Source organism: Colwellia psychrerythraea (genome assembly GCF_000764225.1).
Lineage (GTDB): Bacteria > Pseudomonadota > Gammaproteobacteria > Enterobacterales > Alteromonadaceae > Colwellia > Colwellia psychrerythraea_D.
Genome location: NZ_JQED01000009.1, coordinates 61,651 through 76,523, shown reverse-complemented (window position 1 = coordinate 76,523; position 14,873 = coordinate 61,651). Strand labels below are relative to the sequence as shown.

Here is a 14,873-nt window from a genome sequence, read left to right as displayed (position 1 = left end):
TCTTTTGGGGAGTGTCGTAGTGAGAGAAGAGTACTATGAAAATGCATTTACAGGGATTGTAAGCTGACTATGTAAGAAGATAAATATTCGGTTCTCGATTAGATACCTCTTCCATCAATGATCAAAACTCCCTATAACCAACTATAACAATTTATGGACACTTTTCATTAGCTGAATAAAATGAGCTGAAATAAATAAAGTATTAGTCTTTTAATCAAAATAATAGCTGAGCCTTCTTTAATTTCCCTGATCTAGGCTGCACAATAAAATTAGTAATTTATGAATATTCAGAAGTTAACCTCACTAGCCAAAAGCGCTAAAACACGTTCAATTATTTCATTGTTTGACCAAAAAGAACGTATAAATGATTTTTCTTTGTCGACACCTCACTTATATTTAGATTATTCCAAGCAAAACATAAATGAGGTTGAGCTGAATGGATTAATTGAAATAGCTCAAGACGTTGGTTTGTCAGAAAGTATAACGCATCAATTTGACGGGCATAAGATTAACAATACAGAAGGTCGCTCTGTCTTACATACGGTATTGAGAGCTCCTCAAGTTGTTAAGCAACAGGTTCTAGGCGAAACACTTGCACATGAAGTTGAAGCAGCCGAACAGCAAATGGCGAAGATTGTTGAAGGTGTGCAAAAAGGTGTCTTAACTGGTTATACAGGCCAACGTTTTACTGATGTATTAGCGATAGGAATTGGTGGCTCTTATTATGGCGTGAAAGTCAGTTTGTCAGCCTTAGAGCATTACCGTGACTTAGCTTTAGCCGTTCATGTTATTGCGAATGTGGATGGTGGAGCACTTGAAGAAAAGCTTAAAAAATTAAATGTTGAAACAACGCTCGTTGTCGTTATTTCTAAAACCTTTACTACACAAGAAACCATGCTAAATGCAAAGGCTGTCAAGCAGTGGATGTTATCGTGTGCCTCTGAAGTATCTCCAGCAGATAACAATTTAACCTCTGTTATCGATAAACAGTGGTTTGCCGTAAGTAGCAATCTTGAAGCAGTTGAAACCTTTGGTATTAATGAGAAGCATATATTGCCTATGTGGGATTGGGTTGGTGGGCGATTTTCACTTTGGTCCGCAGTAGGACTTCCCCTTGCTCTCGCTATTGGTAATGATAATTTCAGTAAGCTGAAACAAGGTGCCTATGAAATGGATATGCACTTTAAATCAACCGACTTTAAACAAAATATGCCGGTGATTATGGCTTTGCTTGGCATTTGGAATCGTAATGCACTTGAGTACCCGACGTTAGCTATTTTACCGTATGCCCATTCGTTAAGAGCGTTACCTGGTTATTTACAGCAAACAGACATGGAAAGTAATGGTAAGTCCGTTTCCAAATCTGGCGATAAACTCTCATGGTTAACGGCTCCAGTTGTATTCGGACAAGAAGGTACTAATGGCCAGCATGCTTTTATGCAGTTAATGCATCAAAGTGATGACATCATTCCAACAGACTTTATTGTTGCTTTAAAAGGGCGAAGCCAATATACCGAAAACCATAAGGTACTTGTAGCTAATTGCTTTGCACAAAGTGAAGCATTAATGCAAGGAAAAACATTAGCACAAGTAAAAAGCGAATTAGAGGTGAGTGGTTTATCTGTCGAGAAAATATCACGAATTGCTCATCATAAAACCATGAAGGGTAATACCCCAAGTAATACGCTAGTTATGGAATTGTTAACCCCTGAAACTATGGGCGCTCTACTTGCGTTATATGAACATAAAATATTTGTTCAAGGCGTTTTATGGCAAGTTAATTCCTTTGACCAATGGGGCGTTGAATTAGGGAAACAGTTAGGTACAAGCATACTATCTGCTATGGATGGTGTTAAAGATGATTCACTTTCGGCTTCGAGTCAGAGCCTAGTTGCTAAGTTTTTAGCTCGAGTCTAGAGCTAACTAAAATTAAGGCAATTTTTGATGTATGTCAGCGGCGATATGGTCATTTTTGGTATTATTTAACTATGATTGAAGATTAAGGCTTAAATGCCTTTATCTTCGTTAAGTCTTGTTTTATCACAAAGTCATTAAAGCATTCTGCTAACTTTTCGGTTTCCTCTAATACTTTAAGCCAATATTTGATCCTTGTTGGCGCATCAAGCTTGGTAAAGTCAGTCCTATCCGGAATTTTTCCAAAAGGTAATGATTGTATAAAGCTTTGTGAGGGAGCTAATAAAACGGTGTTTTCATAACTACTGGCTAATACTCTTCTGTTTGAGCTTTTATCAAACCAGCCCGCTTTTGGCTCGGAGCTGAAGTGCGGATAAAGTGTTAAACCGTATTTTTCTTTGCTACAGTCTACTTCTAATTTTTGGCCACTAGTAATCTGTTTATCTGATTTATTATTGCTTAACGAAAAGTCAAAATGATAATCAATTATACCGCCATCACGGTAGGTGCCATTTTTTGACCCTGCTATATTCTTGATACCAGACATTACCATAGGAATTGAGCCTGAAGCGAGTAGGGCACTTTTAATATTGTCAGGGTTTAGAGTCTGATAAACGTTGCTGAAATTATAAGGGTCGTTTATGGTCAGGGTGCTGCTTGGGTGTTGAAAGATATAACGTTGATATTGCTTGCTGAGCAACCTTCTATCTATTTTATTGAGCAACATACTAGTAATTAAACCAGCGCCTTGCATAATTTTATTATCAGAGTCGGTTAAGCCATTGCATTTCGCAACAAGAAAATGAGCCTTGAATATTTCATTGTTGATGATTTCATCAGCACCATTTTCAGCAAATAGTTGTTCAACAATATGAACGGCTTGTGTAGATATCTCTTGTGGACTGGGTTTACTTGAGTAAACAGTATTGGCATAGGTATAGGCTAAACGTTCAATGGCTCTAACGGGATCTTTTTGTGTTAATGCGGCAGCGCGAAAAGCACCAGCACTTGAACCAATTAAGTTAAGCTCAGAGCTTCTAGCCTTGAAAAAGTTGCCAAAGAGATATTTATCTAAACCAAATAAGATAAACCATTTGGGTCCACCTGAGGCGCCCAAAAAATTTATGAAATTTTCTTGTTTAAATCCATTTTCTTGAATAGATTTTAAGGCGTTTTCACCTGCAAAAATATCGAGCATAATTGATTGCCAAACTTAAATAATGTAACGGGCTAAGAGCATGTTTTTTAAATACAAACAGTATTATATTATATTGGATTATTAATAATCACCATATAAATTTCTTTTTGTTCAATGCTATAGAAATAAGTATTTTATTTATTTGCTTATTTTTATTTTTTTGTTTAGTTTAATTATTTAATTGCTTTAATTATTAATAGTGTTTTACATCGTTATACACTCAATATATTATGCTGCCCATGATATCGATTCGTAAAATAGTATTACAAAGCTTTGCCGTGCTTATATTTTTTATTATAATAGCAGGCTTGATAATGATGTCTTATGTATTTGATGCTTATGAAGAAAAGCAAAATGCAGACTTAAATATACACGCTGTAACTCTATCTAAAGTTCTTTCACTGCAAATAGAAATTAAACAGTCAGTTCTTAAAGAGTTATTAAAAGACAAAAGCTTAATAAACACTATTGAAATTTTAGATAAAACGGATATTACCAATAAAACATCATATGTTCGTAATCTTTTTCCTGACACTGTTGGCTTGGCATTTTTTGATGATAAAGGAGTGATTTTAGGAGATTCGAAAAAACAAAAAGTGCTTTTTTTATGTCAACAAGATATGAAAAAGCATATAAGTAAAATTTCTGAATTTCAATCGCCTCCAATACATAGACCACCTGAAAAACCACCTCATTTTGATCTAACCTCGCCGTTTACAAGTAACTCCAGCCAGTATTATCTTCTAGTGAGTTTTAATTTGAACATACTGGACAATGTTTTAAAGACGTTTGGTGAACCTGATTATTATTATCAAATTATAGGGGATGAAAATTCTACTATTACAGAAAAAGGAAAGGCAGGTAAATCACTTTATACTCAAGTTGTTATTCCTAATACCCAATGGCTCTTAAAAGTAGAAGCTCCAGCATCAGACTTTTTAGATATATTAAAATACCCTAAAAGGTATTTTGTCTTTATATTCCTATTTTTATTTATCTCAGCACTCATTATCTCAAAAATAGTTAATAAATATATAAGGGTAGAACTTGAAGGGTTATCTAGCATTATTAGTCGTATTGAACATAATAATGAAATAACAAGGTATTCAGTAAAACTTTCTGATTTTGATAAATTGCAAAAAAATATTCTCAATCAGGCGAGAGAGTTACAAAAATCTCGTCAAGAACTTGCTCAATTAACAAATTTAGATCCATTAACTTCTATTAATAATCGACGCTCAATGGACTTAGATTTAATCAAATATCAAGCGTTAGTTGAAAGTGGAAGTGCTATTTGCTTAGCAATGATTGATTTGAATAACTTTAAATTAGTGAATGATAAATTAGGTCATCAGGTTGGTGATCGACTCTTAATTGATTTTGCCAGTACACTAAAAAAGAGTATCCGTGATTCTGATGGTCTGTACAGATTGGGCGGAGATGAGTTTTTAGTTGCTTTGATAAATTGCAACTTGGAGCAGACACAAAAATGGAAAAAGCAATTATTAAAAGAAATACCGACACTACTAGGAACAAATAAAGCAATAAATCAATTAGAACGCCCAGTAGGAATTAGTGTGGGTATCGTTATGTGTGGCAATGAAACTATAGAGCAAATGTTAGAAAGAGCAGATAAGGCGATGTATTGTGACAAGCAAAAACAAAAATTAGCTAATTCTCTTCAAGTTTGCTCGTAATAACTAGTCATTTAAATTTGGTGGTCGCGGGCTGAGTATTACAATCTGGTAGCACTACTAAATTAATTTCCCCTACCAATAGTTGGCTGTTACAAAACCTTTCTACATGCTAAATAAAAAGATCATCTCTTTTAGCCTATTTATAGCATTATTATAGTCATTTCTTACTGAGCGAGTAGAATCTTGTTAATTAGCCTAATTGATAATCTGATGCACCGTGCGCATTAAATAGCGATTGATAAAGTCTTGTCGCGTAATCATCAGTCATACCGGCGATATAGTCAGCTATTATTCTCTGTGAGTTTGTGTTGTTATCGATTGCTTGTTGCCATCGTTTAGCACTATTACTTGGTAGTAAACGTTTAGGGTCTGATGATAATGCTTCAAAAAGCTCCATAACTATTTGTTGGCCTCGGTATTCTATGCGTTGAAGACTCGTTAATTTAATAACATAGTTATAGACGAAGTCTTTGAATATTTTTAGCACTTGTGCTGTGGCTATCGATAACGTGGCATTATAGCGTAATATTGGTTCAGCAAAGTTGATGTCAGCCTGTGTGTTTAAATCACTTAACGTAATAGCAGTGATCAGGTAGTTAACTAAGCCGCCAATGGCGTCTTTTTGCAAGTGATGGTGCTCACTAAAGAGCTTATCGGTTAATGTTAGACTGTATTCTTGTAACCAAGGATCGTTTATTTGTTGTAATTTGTTGATCACTTCACGTTCAAAATCGTTACGGTTAACGACGTTAGTTACTATGGCGTCTTCTAAATCATGTATGCCATAGGCAATATCATCAGCTAACTCCATAATTGAACAATCGAGTGATTTGAAACGAGTTTTATTATGGTTTTTTTTGTCTTGTATGAGTATCGGCTCACTTCTCATACTCTGAAATAAAGTCCTGTCAGTTCGTGATAATGGTTCCAGTATCCAGTCAATAATATCTAGATCGTCGCTATATAACCCTTTAGCTGGGCGCCACTCTTCAGCTTTTAACTGTCGAAAGTTACTAATGCTTGTTGGTTTATTATCTAGGCTAAGCGAAGTGATTAGTTGAGGGTACTTCATCAAACCAAGTAGTGTTCTTCGTGTCAAATTCATACCAAAGTGTTCACTAAAGGTTTCTAAGCGCGCAACTATGCGCAGCGTTTGACCATTGCCTTCAAAACCGCCATGATCTCGCATCATATAGTTAAGTGCTACTTCACCGCCATGCCCAAAAGGGGGATGCCCAATATCATGGGCTAAGCAAATGGTCTCTATTAAACTGTCGCTGTTTGGGAAAAGTTCGTTGCATAGCTCGGGATGTTTGCAGCGAAGTTGTGAAGTGATGCCTGAGCCAATTTGCGCCGCTTCTAACGAATGGGTTAAGCGAGTACGGTAGAAGTCACTCTGTCCACTTCCCATCACTTGAGTTTTTGATTGTAAGCGACGAAAAGAAGCTGAGTGTAATATTCGAGCCCGATCACGCTGAAAAGGATCTCGGTGGTCTTGCTGTCTCTTTGTTACTTTACTAAGTCGTCTTTCCAACCAAACATCAGTCATAGCGTACCTTATTTCAATTTAACTATTCACATATTACCGTTGCGTTAGTATTATTCTAGCTTTTTTTAACACTAGTTTTATAAGTTACACCAATTAGTTAGCTATTAGTAGTTAGGAATTAACATTATGCATTAGCAATAAATATAGCGCGTTTAGGGGCAGGGTAACCTTCAATCGTTTTACTGCTGTCATCTGGATCAAGAAAATCTTGCAGTGATTCAGTATCAATCCACTCCGTTTTTCTTTGCTCATCTAATGCAGTGACATCCGTGTTGACAACACGAACATTACTAAAACCACATCGCTCTAACCAAGCGCACATAGCCTTTTCACTAGGTAAGAACCAAACATTGCGCATTTTTGCATAACGCTCACCAGGTACTAACACTGTATTTTCATCACCATCGACAATGAGTGTTTCTAATACTAATTCCCCGCCTTTCACCAATTGCGCCTTTAATTGATAAAGGAAATCAATTGGCGATCTTCGGTGATAAAGTACGCCCATTGAAAAAACGGTATCAAAGGCCTTTAAATCGGGTAGTTGTTCAACACCTAAGGGTAATAAATGTACGGAGTTATCATTAATAAAATGTTTTATTGCATTAAATTGCATTAAAAAAAGTTGCGTTGGATCTATCCCTACGACAAATTTGGCTCCGGCTCCACGCATACGCCATAAGTGGTAACCACTTCCACAACCGATATCTAAAACATATTTACCCGATAAGTCACTAATATGCTCAGCTAAACGATCCCACTTAAAGTCGCTTCGCCACTCTGTGTCAATGTGCAAACCATGAATATGATAAGGTCCTTTGCGCCAAGGTTTAAACTTTTTCATTAAATTTTCAAGGCGCTTAAACTGTCCTTGATCCAAGTCAGCCAATGCGCCAACTTTAACGGTATCAACTATATCAACCGCTGAATTCGTATCGACTATTGGTAATGCATCAAGGGTTTTCTGCCAGTGTTTGAATTCACCGTGTAAGTTATTTTCATGCCAATAATTTAATTGGGCAGGCAAAGTATTTAGCCAATGGCCTAAACGATTCGTGGCAATTTGTTGGTAAAATTCGTTGAACTGTTTCATAGGATTCTAATAAGTCGCTTAAAAGGGAGATTGCATATTTGTTTGTAGTCTAGAATTGCTAACTACTTCACTTTATCGCAATAAGTGAGGTGAAGTTATAACACTGAAACCATAATGAACTATGTTGGAAACCAGCTTGGGCTAAGCGCTGTTTATGTACATCAAGTGAGTCTGTTAACATAACTTTTTCTAACGCACTGCGTTTTTGGGCAACTTCAAGTTCACTATAACCATTATCTCGTTTAAAACTATGGTGCAAATCTATTAAAACATTATCGATAACGTTATCATCGCTAGATATTTTTTCCGATAAAATGAGTAAACCACCTGGTTTTAAACCTTGGGCAATCTTATTAAGTAGTGCTTGGCGTTGTGTTTTATCGATAAACTGTAAGGTGAAATTCAAAACAACAATAGAAGCGTTTTCTATGTTGATATCTTGGATATTACCCTCAATAATCGTAACGGGCGTTTTCCCTTTAAAGGCATCAACATGCATTTTGCAACGCTTCACCATGTCGATAGAATTATCCACGCCGATGATTTTACAGTTATTTGCGGTGATCCCTTTGCGCATAGAAAGAGTTGCGGCACCTAACGAACAACCAAGATCATAGATGTTACTATCATCTTGCGCGAAGTGTTGGCTTAGTCGACCTATAGTGTCGATAATAGTATTATAACCGGGCACAGAACGAGATATCATGTCGGGGAAAACTTCAACAACTTGCGCATCAAAGGTGAAGTTTTTTACTTGTTTATGCGCTTGAGAGTAAATTAAATCGGTATCAGAATTATGCATTTTCTTTGCTGTATTCACTATTATGTTAAGTTAATATCGATACCCGTTAACATTCAAAGAGGAAGATTTCTTCATCCTTGTTATGACTCATAATGGATTAGCCATTATTTGATTACAACGTCTTGAATTGAAATTGCTCAAGTACGTTGAAACATGTATCTTGTTTGGCAGCAGGTATATTATGGTGTATTTTAACCGATCTCATTAGCAACGCTATATTTATAGGGTGTTTTTTTGAATTTTTTTTATAAACAGACAAGTTACATCATTTTAATCACTGTGTTTCTGTCTTTTTTTAGCCAAATTGCCTTGGCAAATAAGGTTTTTACTGAAGTTAAGCAACCGTTGACTATCGCTATTAATGAAACCTCCTTTCCCTACCACTCAATTGATAAGCAGGGGAATGCTATTGGTTTGATGGCTGATATGTGGCGTCTTTGGGCGAAAAAGCAGGATGTTGAAATAGAGTTTATTGTGCTGCCGTGGTTAGATACATTAAATGAAGTGGCTACAGGGGGGGTTGATATCCATGGTGGGCTATCAATTATAGAGTCAAGACGAAAAACGCTTCAGTTTTCTAATCCTTTGTTTTCAATTTACACCCACCTTTATGTAAGTCGACAACTGAGTAATGTTAATAACCTAGCCGATTTAAAACCCTACAGCATCGGAGTAGTCACTGGCTCTGCCCACATTGAAAATCTACAAAAAAATCACCCCGAATTTGCATTAAAGACTTATGATAATCGTCATGATTTATATCGTGGAGCGTTGAATAATGAGCTTTTAGTCTTTACCGGTTTAGAAAAGTTAGCGGATAATTTTACTGATTACGATAGCTTAAGACAGCGTTTTCCTGCGCATAAAGTTTTACGTTATCAACAAGGTAATTATGGAGTTGCGGTAGCCAATAATAATGACGAATTGCTCAACTTCATCGAACAAGGATTTGAAAAAATATCCAGCGAAGAGCGTGCGACAATTGAACGGAAATGGTTAGGGTTAGATAAGCAAAAAGACAGTTTACTTGTCGCTTTTTCATCACATTACCCTCCTTATATGGGCGTTAGTCCGGCAGGAGAGCCGCAAGGGTTATTGATTGATGTTTGGCGCTTGTGGTCTAAACAGGTCGGGATAAATGTTGAATTTGTTCCACGGGATTTGTCTGAAGGTGTAGACCTTATAAGGGAGCAAAAAGCTGACATACTCTTGGCTTATCCGAACCATGTTAACACCACCAAAGATATTGCTTTTGCCAATCCCATATACTTTTCTAACGCTCAAGTGTTTCTCAATAATCGAATTAAAGACATTGAAGCTAAGCCATTTGACTCATTGGAGCAATTTAATCAACAGTACAAAGGCGGCGTCATTGGTATTTGGCAAGACTCTATTTTCAAGGCGCAGTTGTTAGCGCAATACCCTACACTGAATGTTCGTTATTTTAGTAGTCTAAGTGCTATGTTAAATGCCGCGGAACGTAATGAAATCTCTGGCATAGCAGGGCTAGTTGATTTAATTAATGCAAGGCTAGTGCAAAGTAACTTACAGACACTTTTTTATCGTTTGGAAACACCGCTGCTCACCATAAAACTATCACCAGTGAGTCATCTTAAAAACAGTAAACTCCTAGAGATCATAAATAGAGGTTTTACCGAGTTAGACATTAATAGCCTTATCAAGGTTGAAGATAGGTGGTTGAATGGTAATGCAGGGGAACACTATTATAAAAAACTAGCCCAAAAAATTATATTAAGTGAGGCGGATAAAAATTTTCTCTCTTCCCATGGGAAAATCAACTTAGGTGTTATTAATAATTTATCGCCGATTGAGTTTATTGATGAAAAAGGTCAATTTTCAGGCATTAATCGTGATATTACCAATTTGATTAGCGACAGCACCGGTATTGAATTTAACTATGTGCCTTTTGACAATTGGCAACAACTTTACAAAGCATTACTCGACAATGAAATTGATATGCTCGGTAGTATTACACCAACAGCTGAGCGTGAAAAACTGCTGATGTTTACAGACAGTTATTGGCAAATGCCATGGGTAATGGTGCATCCTCAATATTATGGGCGAAAAACAAAACTTGAGGATTTTTATGGTAAGCAAGTTGCTATCGTTAAAGGTTATTATCTCATTGCCAACCTTAGGAAAAAGCATCCGTTAATAACCTTCAAATTAGTGGATAACAGAGAGCAAGCATTAGTTGCACTTCAGCAGGAGCGCGTCGATGGATTCATCACAACGATGGCCTCGGCAACGCAATTACTAAAACAGGAAAATATTGTTACTTTGATGATATCCATGATGGAGGATGTCAGTTTAGAGAAAAGCCATTTTGGAATAAATAAGAATTTGCCGTTGTTAAAAGGAATAATTAATAAAGGTTTATTATCGATTACTGAAAAAGAAAAACAAGCCATTTACGATAATTGGTTTACCTTAGCAATAAATACGGGGCTTGATAAAAATGTTGTTTTACAAGTAGGGGCGCAAATTGGCGTCATTATATTATTAGTGCTCGGCGTTATTGTTATGTGGAATCGTCGATTACAAGTTGAAATAAAACACCGAGAACAGCTAGAAAAAATAATGAAACACATGGCAACTCATGATGAATTAACTGGGCTAGCTAACCGAGTATTGTTAAAAGATAGATTAAGTACCGCAATTGCGTTTCATCAACGGCAATCACTAAAAATGGCCGTGTTGTTTATTGATCTAGATGGTTTTAAAAATATCAATGATACCCATGGACATGGAGTAGGAGATGAATTATTACAACAAGTTGCCCTTCGTTTGCAAGGTTGCGTGAGGAGTTCTGATACCGTAGTTCGCTTTGGCGGAGATGAATTTGTGTTATTACTGACGGGGTTAAATAGTCCGAATGAAGCTGCTTATGTCGCAGAAAAAGTATTAAGGTTGATGCAAAAAGAGTTCGAACTTTCCAAAATTAATGCATGTATTGGCTGTAGTATTGGTATTGCTATGTATCCAAATGATGGTGATAACGACACAGATCTGCTTAAAATTGCTGATACTATGATGTACAAGGTAAAAGCGGCGGGTAAAAATCATTATATTTTTAACTAGTTTGTTCTATCAATCCGCGTATTAACGCTCATAATACTTTTAACAAACTTTTCACAAGTTGAGGAAAAAATGCTCTTCTTCTTTTGAGTGTTATTCTCTCTCCCAAACAAAGTGTTTATTAACTGACATTGAAGTGCTTTAATTTACCCATCCGCTTGTTCTAGGGTGACATTAATAATCTTTGCTTTATAATATGCCCAAAATTATCCTAACAAGCACAGTAAAGTGCTTGTTAATATGTTACAGCATAATTAGTAAGGCAAAAATACATGCGTAGTCTTTATTGTGGTGAGGTGAATGAATCTCACATTGGACAAGAAATAACTTTATGTGGTTGGGTTAACAAACGTCGTGACTTAGGCGCTGTGATCTTTTTAGATTTACGTGACCGTGAAGGCCTTGTACAAGTTGTTTATGATCCAGATTTACCTGAGGTGATTAAAAAAGCCAATACGTTACGTAATGAGTTTTGTGTACAAATTAAAGGTAGAGTTCGCGCTCGTCCTGAAGGTCAAGTTAATAAAGATATGAAAACGGGTGCAATTGAAGTACTGGGTTTAGATCTTACTATCTTGAACAAGTCAGCACCATTACCACTTGATTCGAATCAAACTAACTCTGAAGAGTTACGTTTGAAATATCGCTACCTTGATTTACGCCGTAGCGAAATGACTGAGCGTATGCGCTTTCGCGCTAAAGTAACGTCTGCGGTGCGTAGTTCATTGGAAGGCCAAGGCTTTTTAGATATAGAAACACCTATCCTTACAGCGGCAACGCCTGAAGGTGCTCGTGATTACCTAGTACCTAGTCGTACACATAAAGGTCAATTCTTTGCTTTACCACAATCACCTCAATTATTTAAACAGTTGTTAATGATGTCTGGTATGGAGCGTTATTACCAAATCGTTAAATGTTTCCGTGATGAAGATTTACGTGCTGATAGACAACCTGAATTCACTCAAATAGATATTGAAACTTCATTTATGAGTAGTGATCAAGTGATGGAAGTAACGGAAAAAATGATCCGTGAATTATTCCAAACTATGCTTGATGTTGATTTAGGTGATTTCCCACGTATGCCTTACTCTGAAGCAATGAGACGCTTTGGTAGTGATAAACCTGATTTACGTAACCCCTTAGAAATCATTGATGTTGCTGATATTTTAAAAGATGTTGAATTTAAAGTATTCTCTGGCCCTGCTAATGATGAGAAAGGTCGTGTTGCGGTAATTTGTGTTCCACAAGGCGCAGCTAAATTCTCACGTAAAGGTCTTGATGAGTTAACTAAGTATGTTGGCATTTATGGTGCTAAAGGCATGCCTTGGTTAAAAGTAAACGACATCGATGCTGCGCTAGCCACTGGGAGCGAAGGGTTACAATCACCAATCCTTAAGTTTTTAGCTAAAGATCAGGTTACTGCATTACTTGAACGTGCCAATGCCAAAACGGGCGATATTATTTTCTTCGGTGCTGATCAGTACAATGTAGTCAGTGAATCACTAGGTGCATTACGTCTTAAACTAGGTGAAGATCTTGAATTACTTCAAGGTGAATGGAAACCATTATGGGTCGTTGATTTCCCAATGTTTGAAGAAGTAGATGGCCATATGCATGCAATTCACCATCCATTTACTGCGCCTACTAACTTAACAGCAGAAGAGTTAGAAGCTAACCCTGTTGGTGCTTTGTCTGATGCGTATGATATGGTATTAAACGGTTGTGAACTGGGTGGTGGCTCAGTACGTATCCATAACCAAGATATGCAAGCAGCAGTGTTTAGAATATTAGGCATTAGCGATGAAGAAGCAGAAGAGAAATTTGGCTTCTTACTTGAAGCACTACAATACGGTGCTCCACCACATGCTGGTTTAGCGTTTGGTTTAGATCGTCTTGTTATGTTGATGACAGGTGCTAGCTCAATTCGTGACGTAATGGCTTTCCCTAAAACTACTACAGCAGCTTGTCCACTGACTAACGCACCTGGTAATGCAAATCCAGACCAGCTTAAAGAGTTAGGTATGACAACGCTTGAAGAAGAAAAACAAGATGAAGCTGCTTCACAAGAGTAGTCAATTAACAGTTAAATATTGAATAGCTGACAGAAAGCGTATTGAGGGTTTCCCATCAATGCGCTTTTTTTATACACTCAGTTTGAGTTTATATAAGGCGCTAATAAAGGGTTTAAATGGCAATTATTTTAGGCATCGATCCCGGATCACGTTTTACCGGTTATGGTGTGATTGAGCAGCAAGGGCAAAAATTTACTTACCTTGGTAGTGGCTGTATTAAAGCATTAAGTCAAGGTGAAGACTTAGCTTCGCGCCTGCAAACTATTTTTTCTGGTGTATCAGAGTTAATTATCCAATTTAAGCCTGATATGTTTGCTATTGAACAAGTTTTTATGGGAGTGAACCCAGGGGGGGCATTAAAGCTTGGCCAAGCACGTGGTGTTGCAATAGTTGCTGCAACTAATTCGGGCTTAGAGATCGCAGAGTATTCAGCAAGACAAATCAAACAAGCGGTGGTAGGTACTGGCGCAGCTGATAAAAGCCAAGTACAGCATATGGTCAAAAGTATTTTAAAGTTACCTGGCACACCGCAAGCGGATGCAGCCGATGCACTAGCTGTCGCATTGTGTCATGGCCACAGCCATACTAGTATCGTTAAATTAACAGGTCAGGCGACCAAGACAGTTAGAGGTCGTTTACGATAGCTAATTTGAGCTCGCTGAGTATTTTAATTCAGTTCAGCCCCGTGGTGTTCACGACACTCAATGTTTTACAAACCATACTAGAGCTCAATAAGTTAAGTACTTTACTGTATAAATATATAGTGCTAGTATCTGGCTCATTAATAAAAGCCTTGGATACTTATTGTGATTGGTCGTTTACGTGGCATGCTTGTCGAAAAAATCTCTCCTGAAATATTAATTGAATGCGCTGGCGTAGGTTATGAAGTAACTATGCCGATGACTAGCATTTATGCTTTACCTGAGCTTGAGCAACAGGCAACTATTTACACGCATTTTGTTGTTCGTGAAGATGCTCAATTGCTTTATGGCTTTGCCAATAAAGTCGAACGTAAGTTATTTCGGTTATTAATAAAAGTTAATGGTGTCGGTCCTAAACTTGCGCTAGCTATTTTATCAAACATGTCTGCAGATCAATTTGTTAGTTGTGTTCGCCATGATGATATTAGCGCTATTGTGAAAATTCCAGGTGTTGGTAAGAAAACAGCAGAGCGTTTACTGATTGAAATGCGTGACCGTTTGAAGGACTGGCAAGCTCAGCAAATACATCTCGTCAGTGATGATGGCGTAATACCAGAGCAACTTTCTGCTGAGATGAGTCCAGAAACGACTTTTGTCAATGATAATAAAGGCGATGCGATTAACGCCTTGGTATCACTTGGTTATAAGCAACTTCAAGCAGATAAAGCGGTGAAAGCAGTATATAATCGTGGCATGTCCAGCGAAGATATTATTCGTGATGCGTTAAAATCGATGGTGTAAATGGCTT

At 37.2% G+C, this 14,873-nt stretch carries 10 protein-coding genes; 6 read left to right on the top strand and 4 right to left on the bottom strand.

Annotated elements, in window-relative coordinates:
* Positions 1 to 279 precede the first annotated feature (279 nt).
* Entirely contained in the window at positions 280 to 1,917 is a 1,638-nt protein-coding gene (gene pgi / locus ND2E_RS14825) for a glucose-6-phosphate isomerase (protein ID WP_033093091.1), read from the top strand.
* 82 nt (positions 1,918 to 1,999) lie between these two features.
* Here the strand turns inward: pgi and ND2E_RS14830 are convergent, their stop codons facing one another.
* Positions 2,000 to 3,112 carry a patatin-like phospholipase family protein gene (locus tag ND2E_RS14830; RefSeq protein WP_033093090.1) on the bottom strand — a complete coding sequence of 371 codons (1,113 nt, stop codon included), beginning with the start codon at positions 3,110 to 3,112 and terminating at the stop codon, positions 2,000 to 2,002.
* A gap of 314 nt (positions 3,113 to 3,426) precedes the next feature.
* Here ND2E_RS14830 and ND2E_RS14835 point away from each other — a divergent pair, with 314 nt between their 5' ends.
* Positions 3,427 to 4,809, top strand: a complete 1,383-nt coding sequence (locus tag ND2E_RS14835; RefSeq protein ID WP_033093089.1) for a GGDEF domain-containing protein — start codon at positions 3,427 to 3,429, stop codon at positions 4,807 to 4,809.
* A 190-nt stretch (positions 4,810 to 4,999) separates the two neighbouring features.
* On the opposite strand, the gene ND2E_RS14840 is transcribed toward ND2E_RS14835, so the two are convergent.
* From ND2E_RS14840 to cmoA, 3 genes are all read right to left on the bottom strand, one after another.
* Positions 5,000 to 6,358, bottom strand: a complete 1,359-nt coding sequence (locus ND2E_RS14840) for an anti-phage deoxyguanosine triphosphatase (RefSeq protein WP_033093088.1) — start codon at positions 6,356 to 6,358, stop codon at positions 5,000 to 5,002.
* Positions 6,359 to 6,482: 124 nt separating this feature from the next.
* Positions 6,483 to 7,451 carry a tRNA 5-methoxyuridine(34)/uridine 5-oxyacetic acid(34) synthase CmoB gene (gene cmoB, locus ND2E_RS14845; RefSeq protein WP_033093087.1) on the bottom strand — a complete coding sequence of 323 codons (969 nt, stop codon included), beginning with the start codon at positions 7,449 to 7,451 and terminating at the stop codon, positions 6,483 to 6,485.
* Between the two features lie 67 nt (positions 7,452 to 7,518).
* Positions 7,519 to 8,253: a carboxy-S-adenosyl-L-methionine synthase CmoA gene (cmoA, locus tag ND2E_RS14850; protein WP_052056323.1), complete on the bottom strand. Its 735-nt coding sequence runs from the start codon at positions 8,251 to 8,253 to the stop codon at positions 7,519 to 7,521.
* A 234-nt stretch (positions 8,254 to 8,487) separates the two neighbouring features.
* On the opposite strand from cmoA, the gene ND2E_RS14855 reads away from it, so the two are divergent.
* From ND2E_RS14855 to ruvA, 4 genes are all read left to right on the top strand, one after another.
* On the top strand, positions 8,488 to 11,355 hold the full coding sequence (locus ND2E_RS14855) for a transporter substrate-binding domain-containing protein (protein ID WP_033093085.1): 2,868 nt from the start codon (positions 8,488 to 8,490) through the stop codon (positions 11,353 to 11,355).
* Between the two features lie 269 nt (positions 11,356 to 11,624).
* Complete coding sequence (gene aspS / locus ND2E_RS14860) at positions 11,625 to 13,424, top strand: aspartate--tRNA ligase (RefSeq protein ID WP_033093084.1); 1,800 nt, start codon at positions 11,625 to 11,627, stop codon at positions 13,422 to 13,424.
* Between the two features lie 116 nt (positions 13,425 to 13,540).
* On the top strand, positions 13,541 to 14,068 hold the full coding sequence (ruvC, locus tag ND2E_RS14865; RefSeq protein WP_033093083.1) for a crossover junction endodeoxyribonuclease RuvC: 528 nt from the start codon (positions 13,541 to 13,543) through the stop codon (positions 14,066 to 14,068).
* Between the two features lie 162 nt (positions 14,069 to 14,230).
* The gene (gene ruvA / locus ND2E_RS14870) at positions 14,231 to 14,866 is read left to right on the top strand and encodes a Holliday junction branch migration protein RuvA (RefSeq protein ID WP_033093082.1); all 636 of its coding nucleotides are present in this window, start codon (positions 14,231 to 14,233) and stop codon (positions 14,864 to 14,866) included.
* Positions 14,867 to 14,873 lie beyond the last annotated feature (7 nt).

Excerpts from the sequence above, each read along its gene's own strand:
- cmoB (WP_033093087.1), bottom strand. The coding sequence starts at position 7,451 with ATGAAACAGTTCAACGAATTTTACCAACAAATTGCCACGAATCGTTTA.
- ND2E_RS14835 (WP_033093089.1), top strand. The coding sequence starts at position 3,427 with ATGATGTCTTATGTATTTGATGCTTATGAAGAAAAGCAAAATGCAGAC.
- ND2E_RS14830 (WP_033093090.1), bottom strand. The coding sequence starts at position 3,112 with ATGCTCGATATTTTTGCAGGTGAAAACGCCTTAAAATCTATTCAAGAA.
- ND2E_RS14840 (WP_033093088.1), bottom strand. The coding sequence starts at position 6,358 with ATGACTGATGTTTGGTTGGAAAGACGACTTAGTAAAGTAACAAAGAGA.
- ruvC (WP_033093083.1), top strand. The coding sequence starts at position 13,541 with ATGGCAATTATTTTAGGCATCGATCCCGGATCACGTTTTACCGGTTAT.
- aspS (WP_033093084.1), top strand. The coding sequence starts at position 11,625 with ATGCGTAGTCTTTATTGTGGTGAGGTGAATGAATCTCACATTGGACAA.
- cmoA (WP_052056323.1), bottom strand. The coding sequence starts at position 8,253 with ATGCATAATTCTGATACCGATTTAATTTACTCTCAAGCGCATAAACAA.
- pgi (WP_033093091.1), top strand. The coding sequence starts at position 280 with ATGAATATTCAGAAGTTAACCTCACTAGCCAAAAGCGCTAAAACACGT.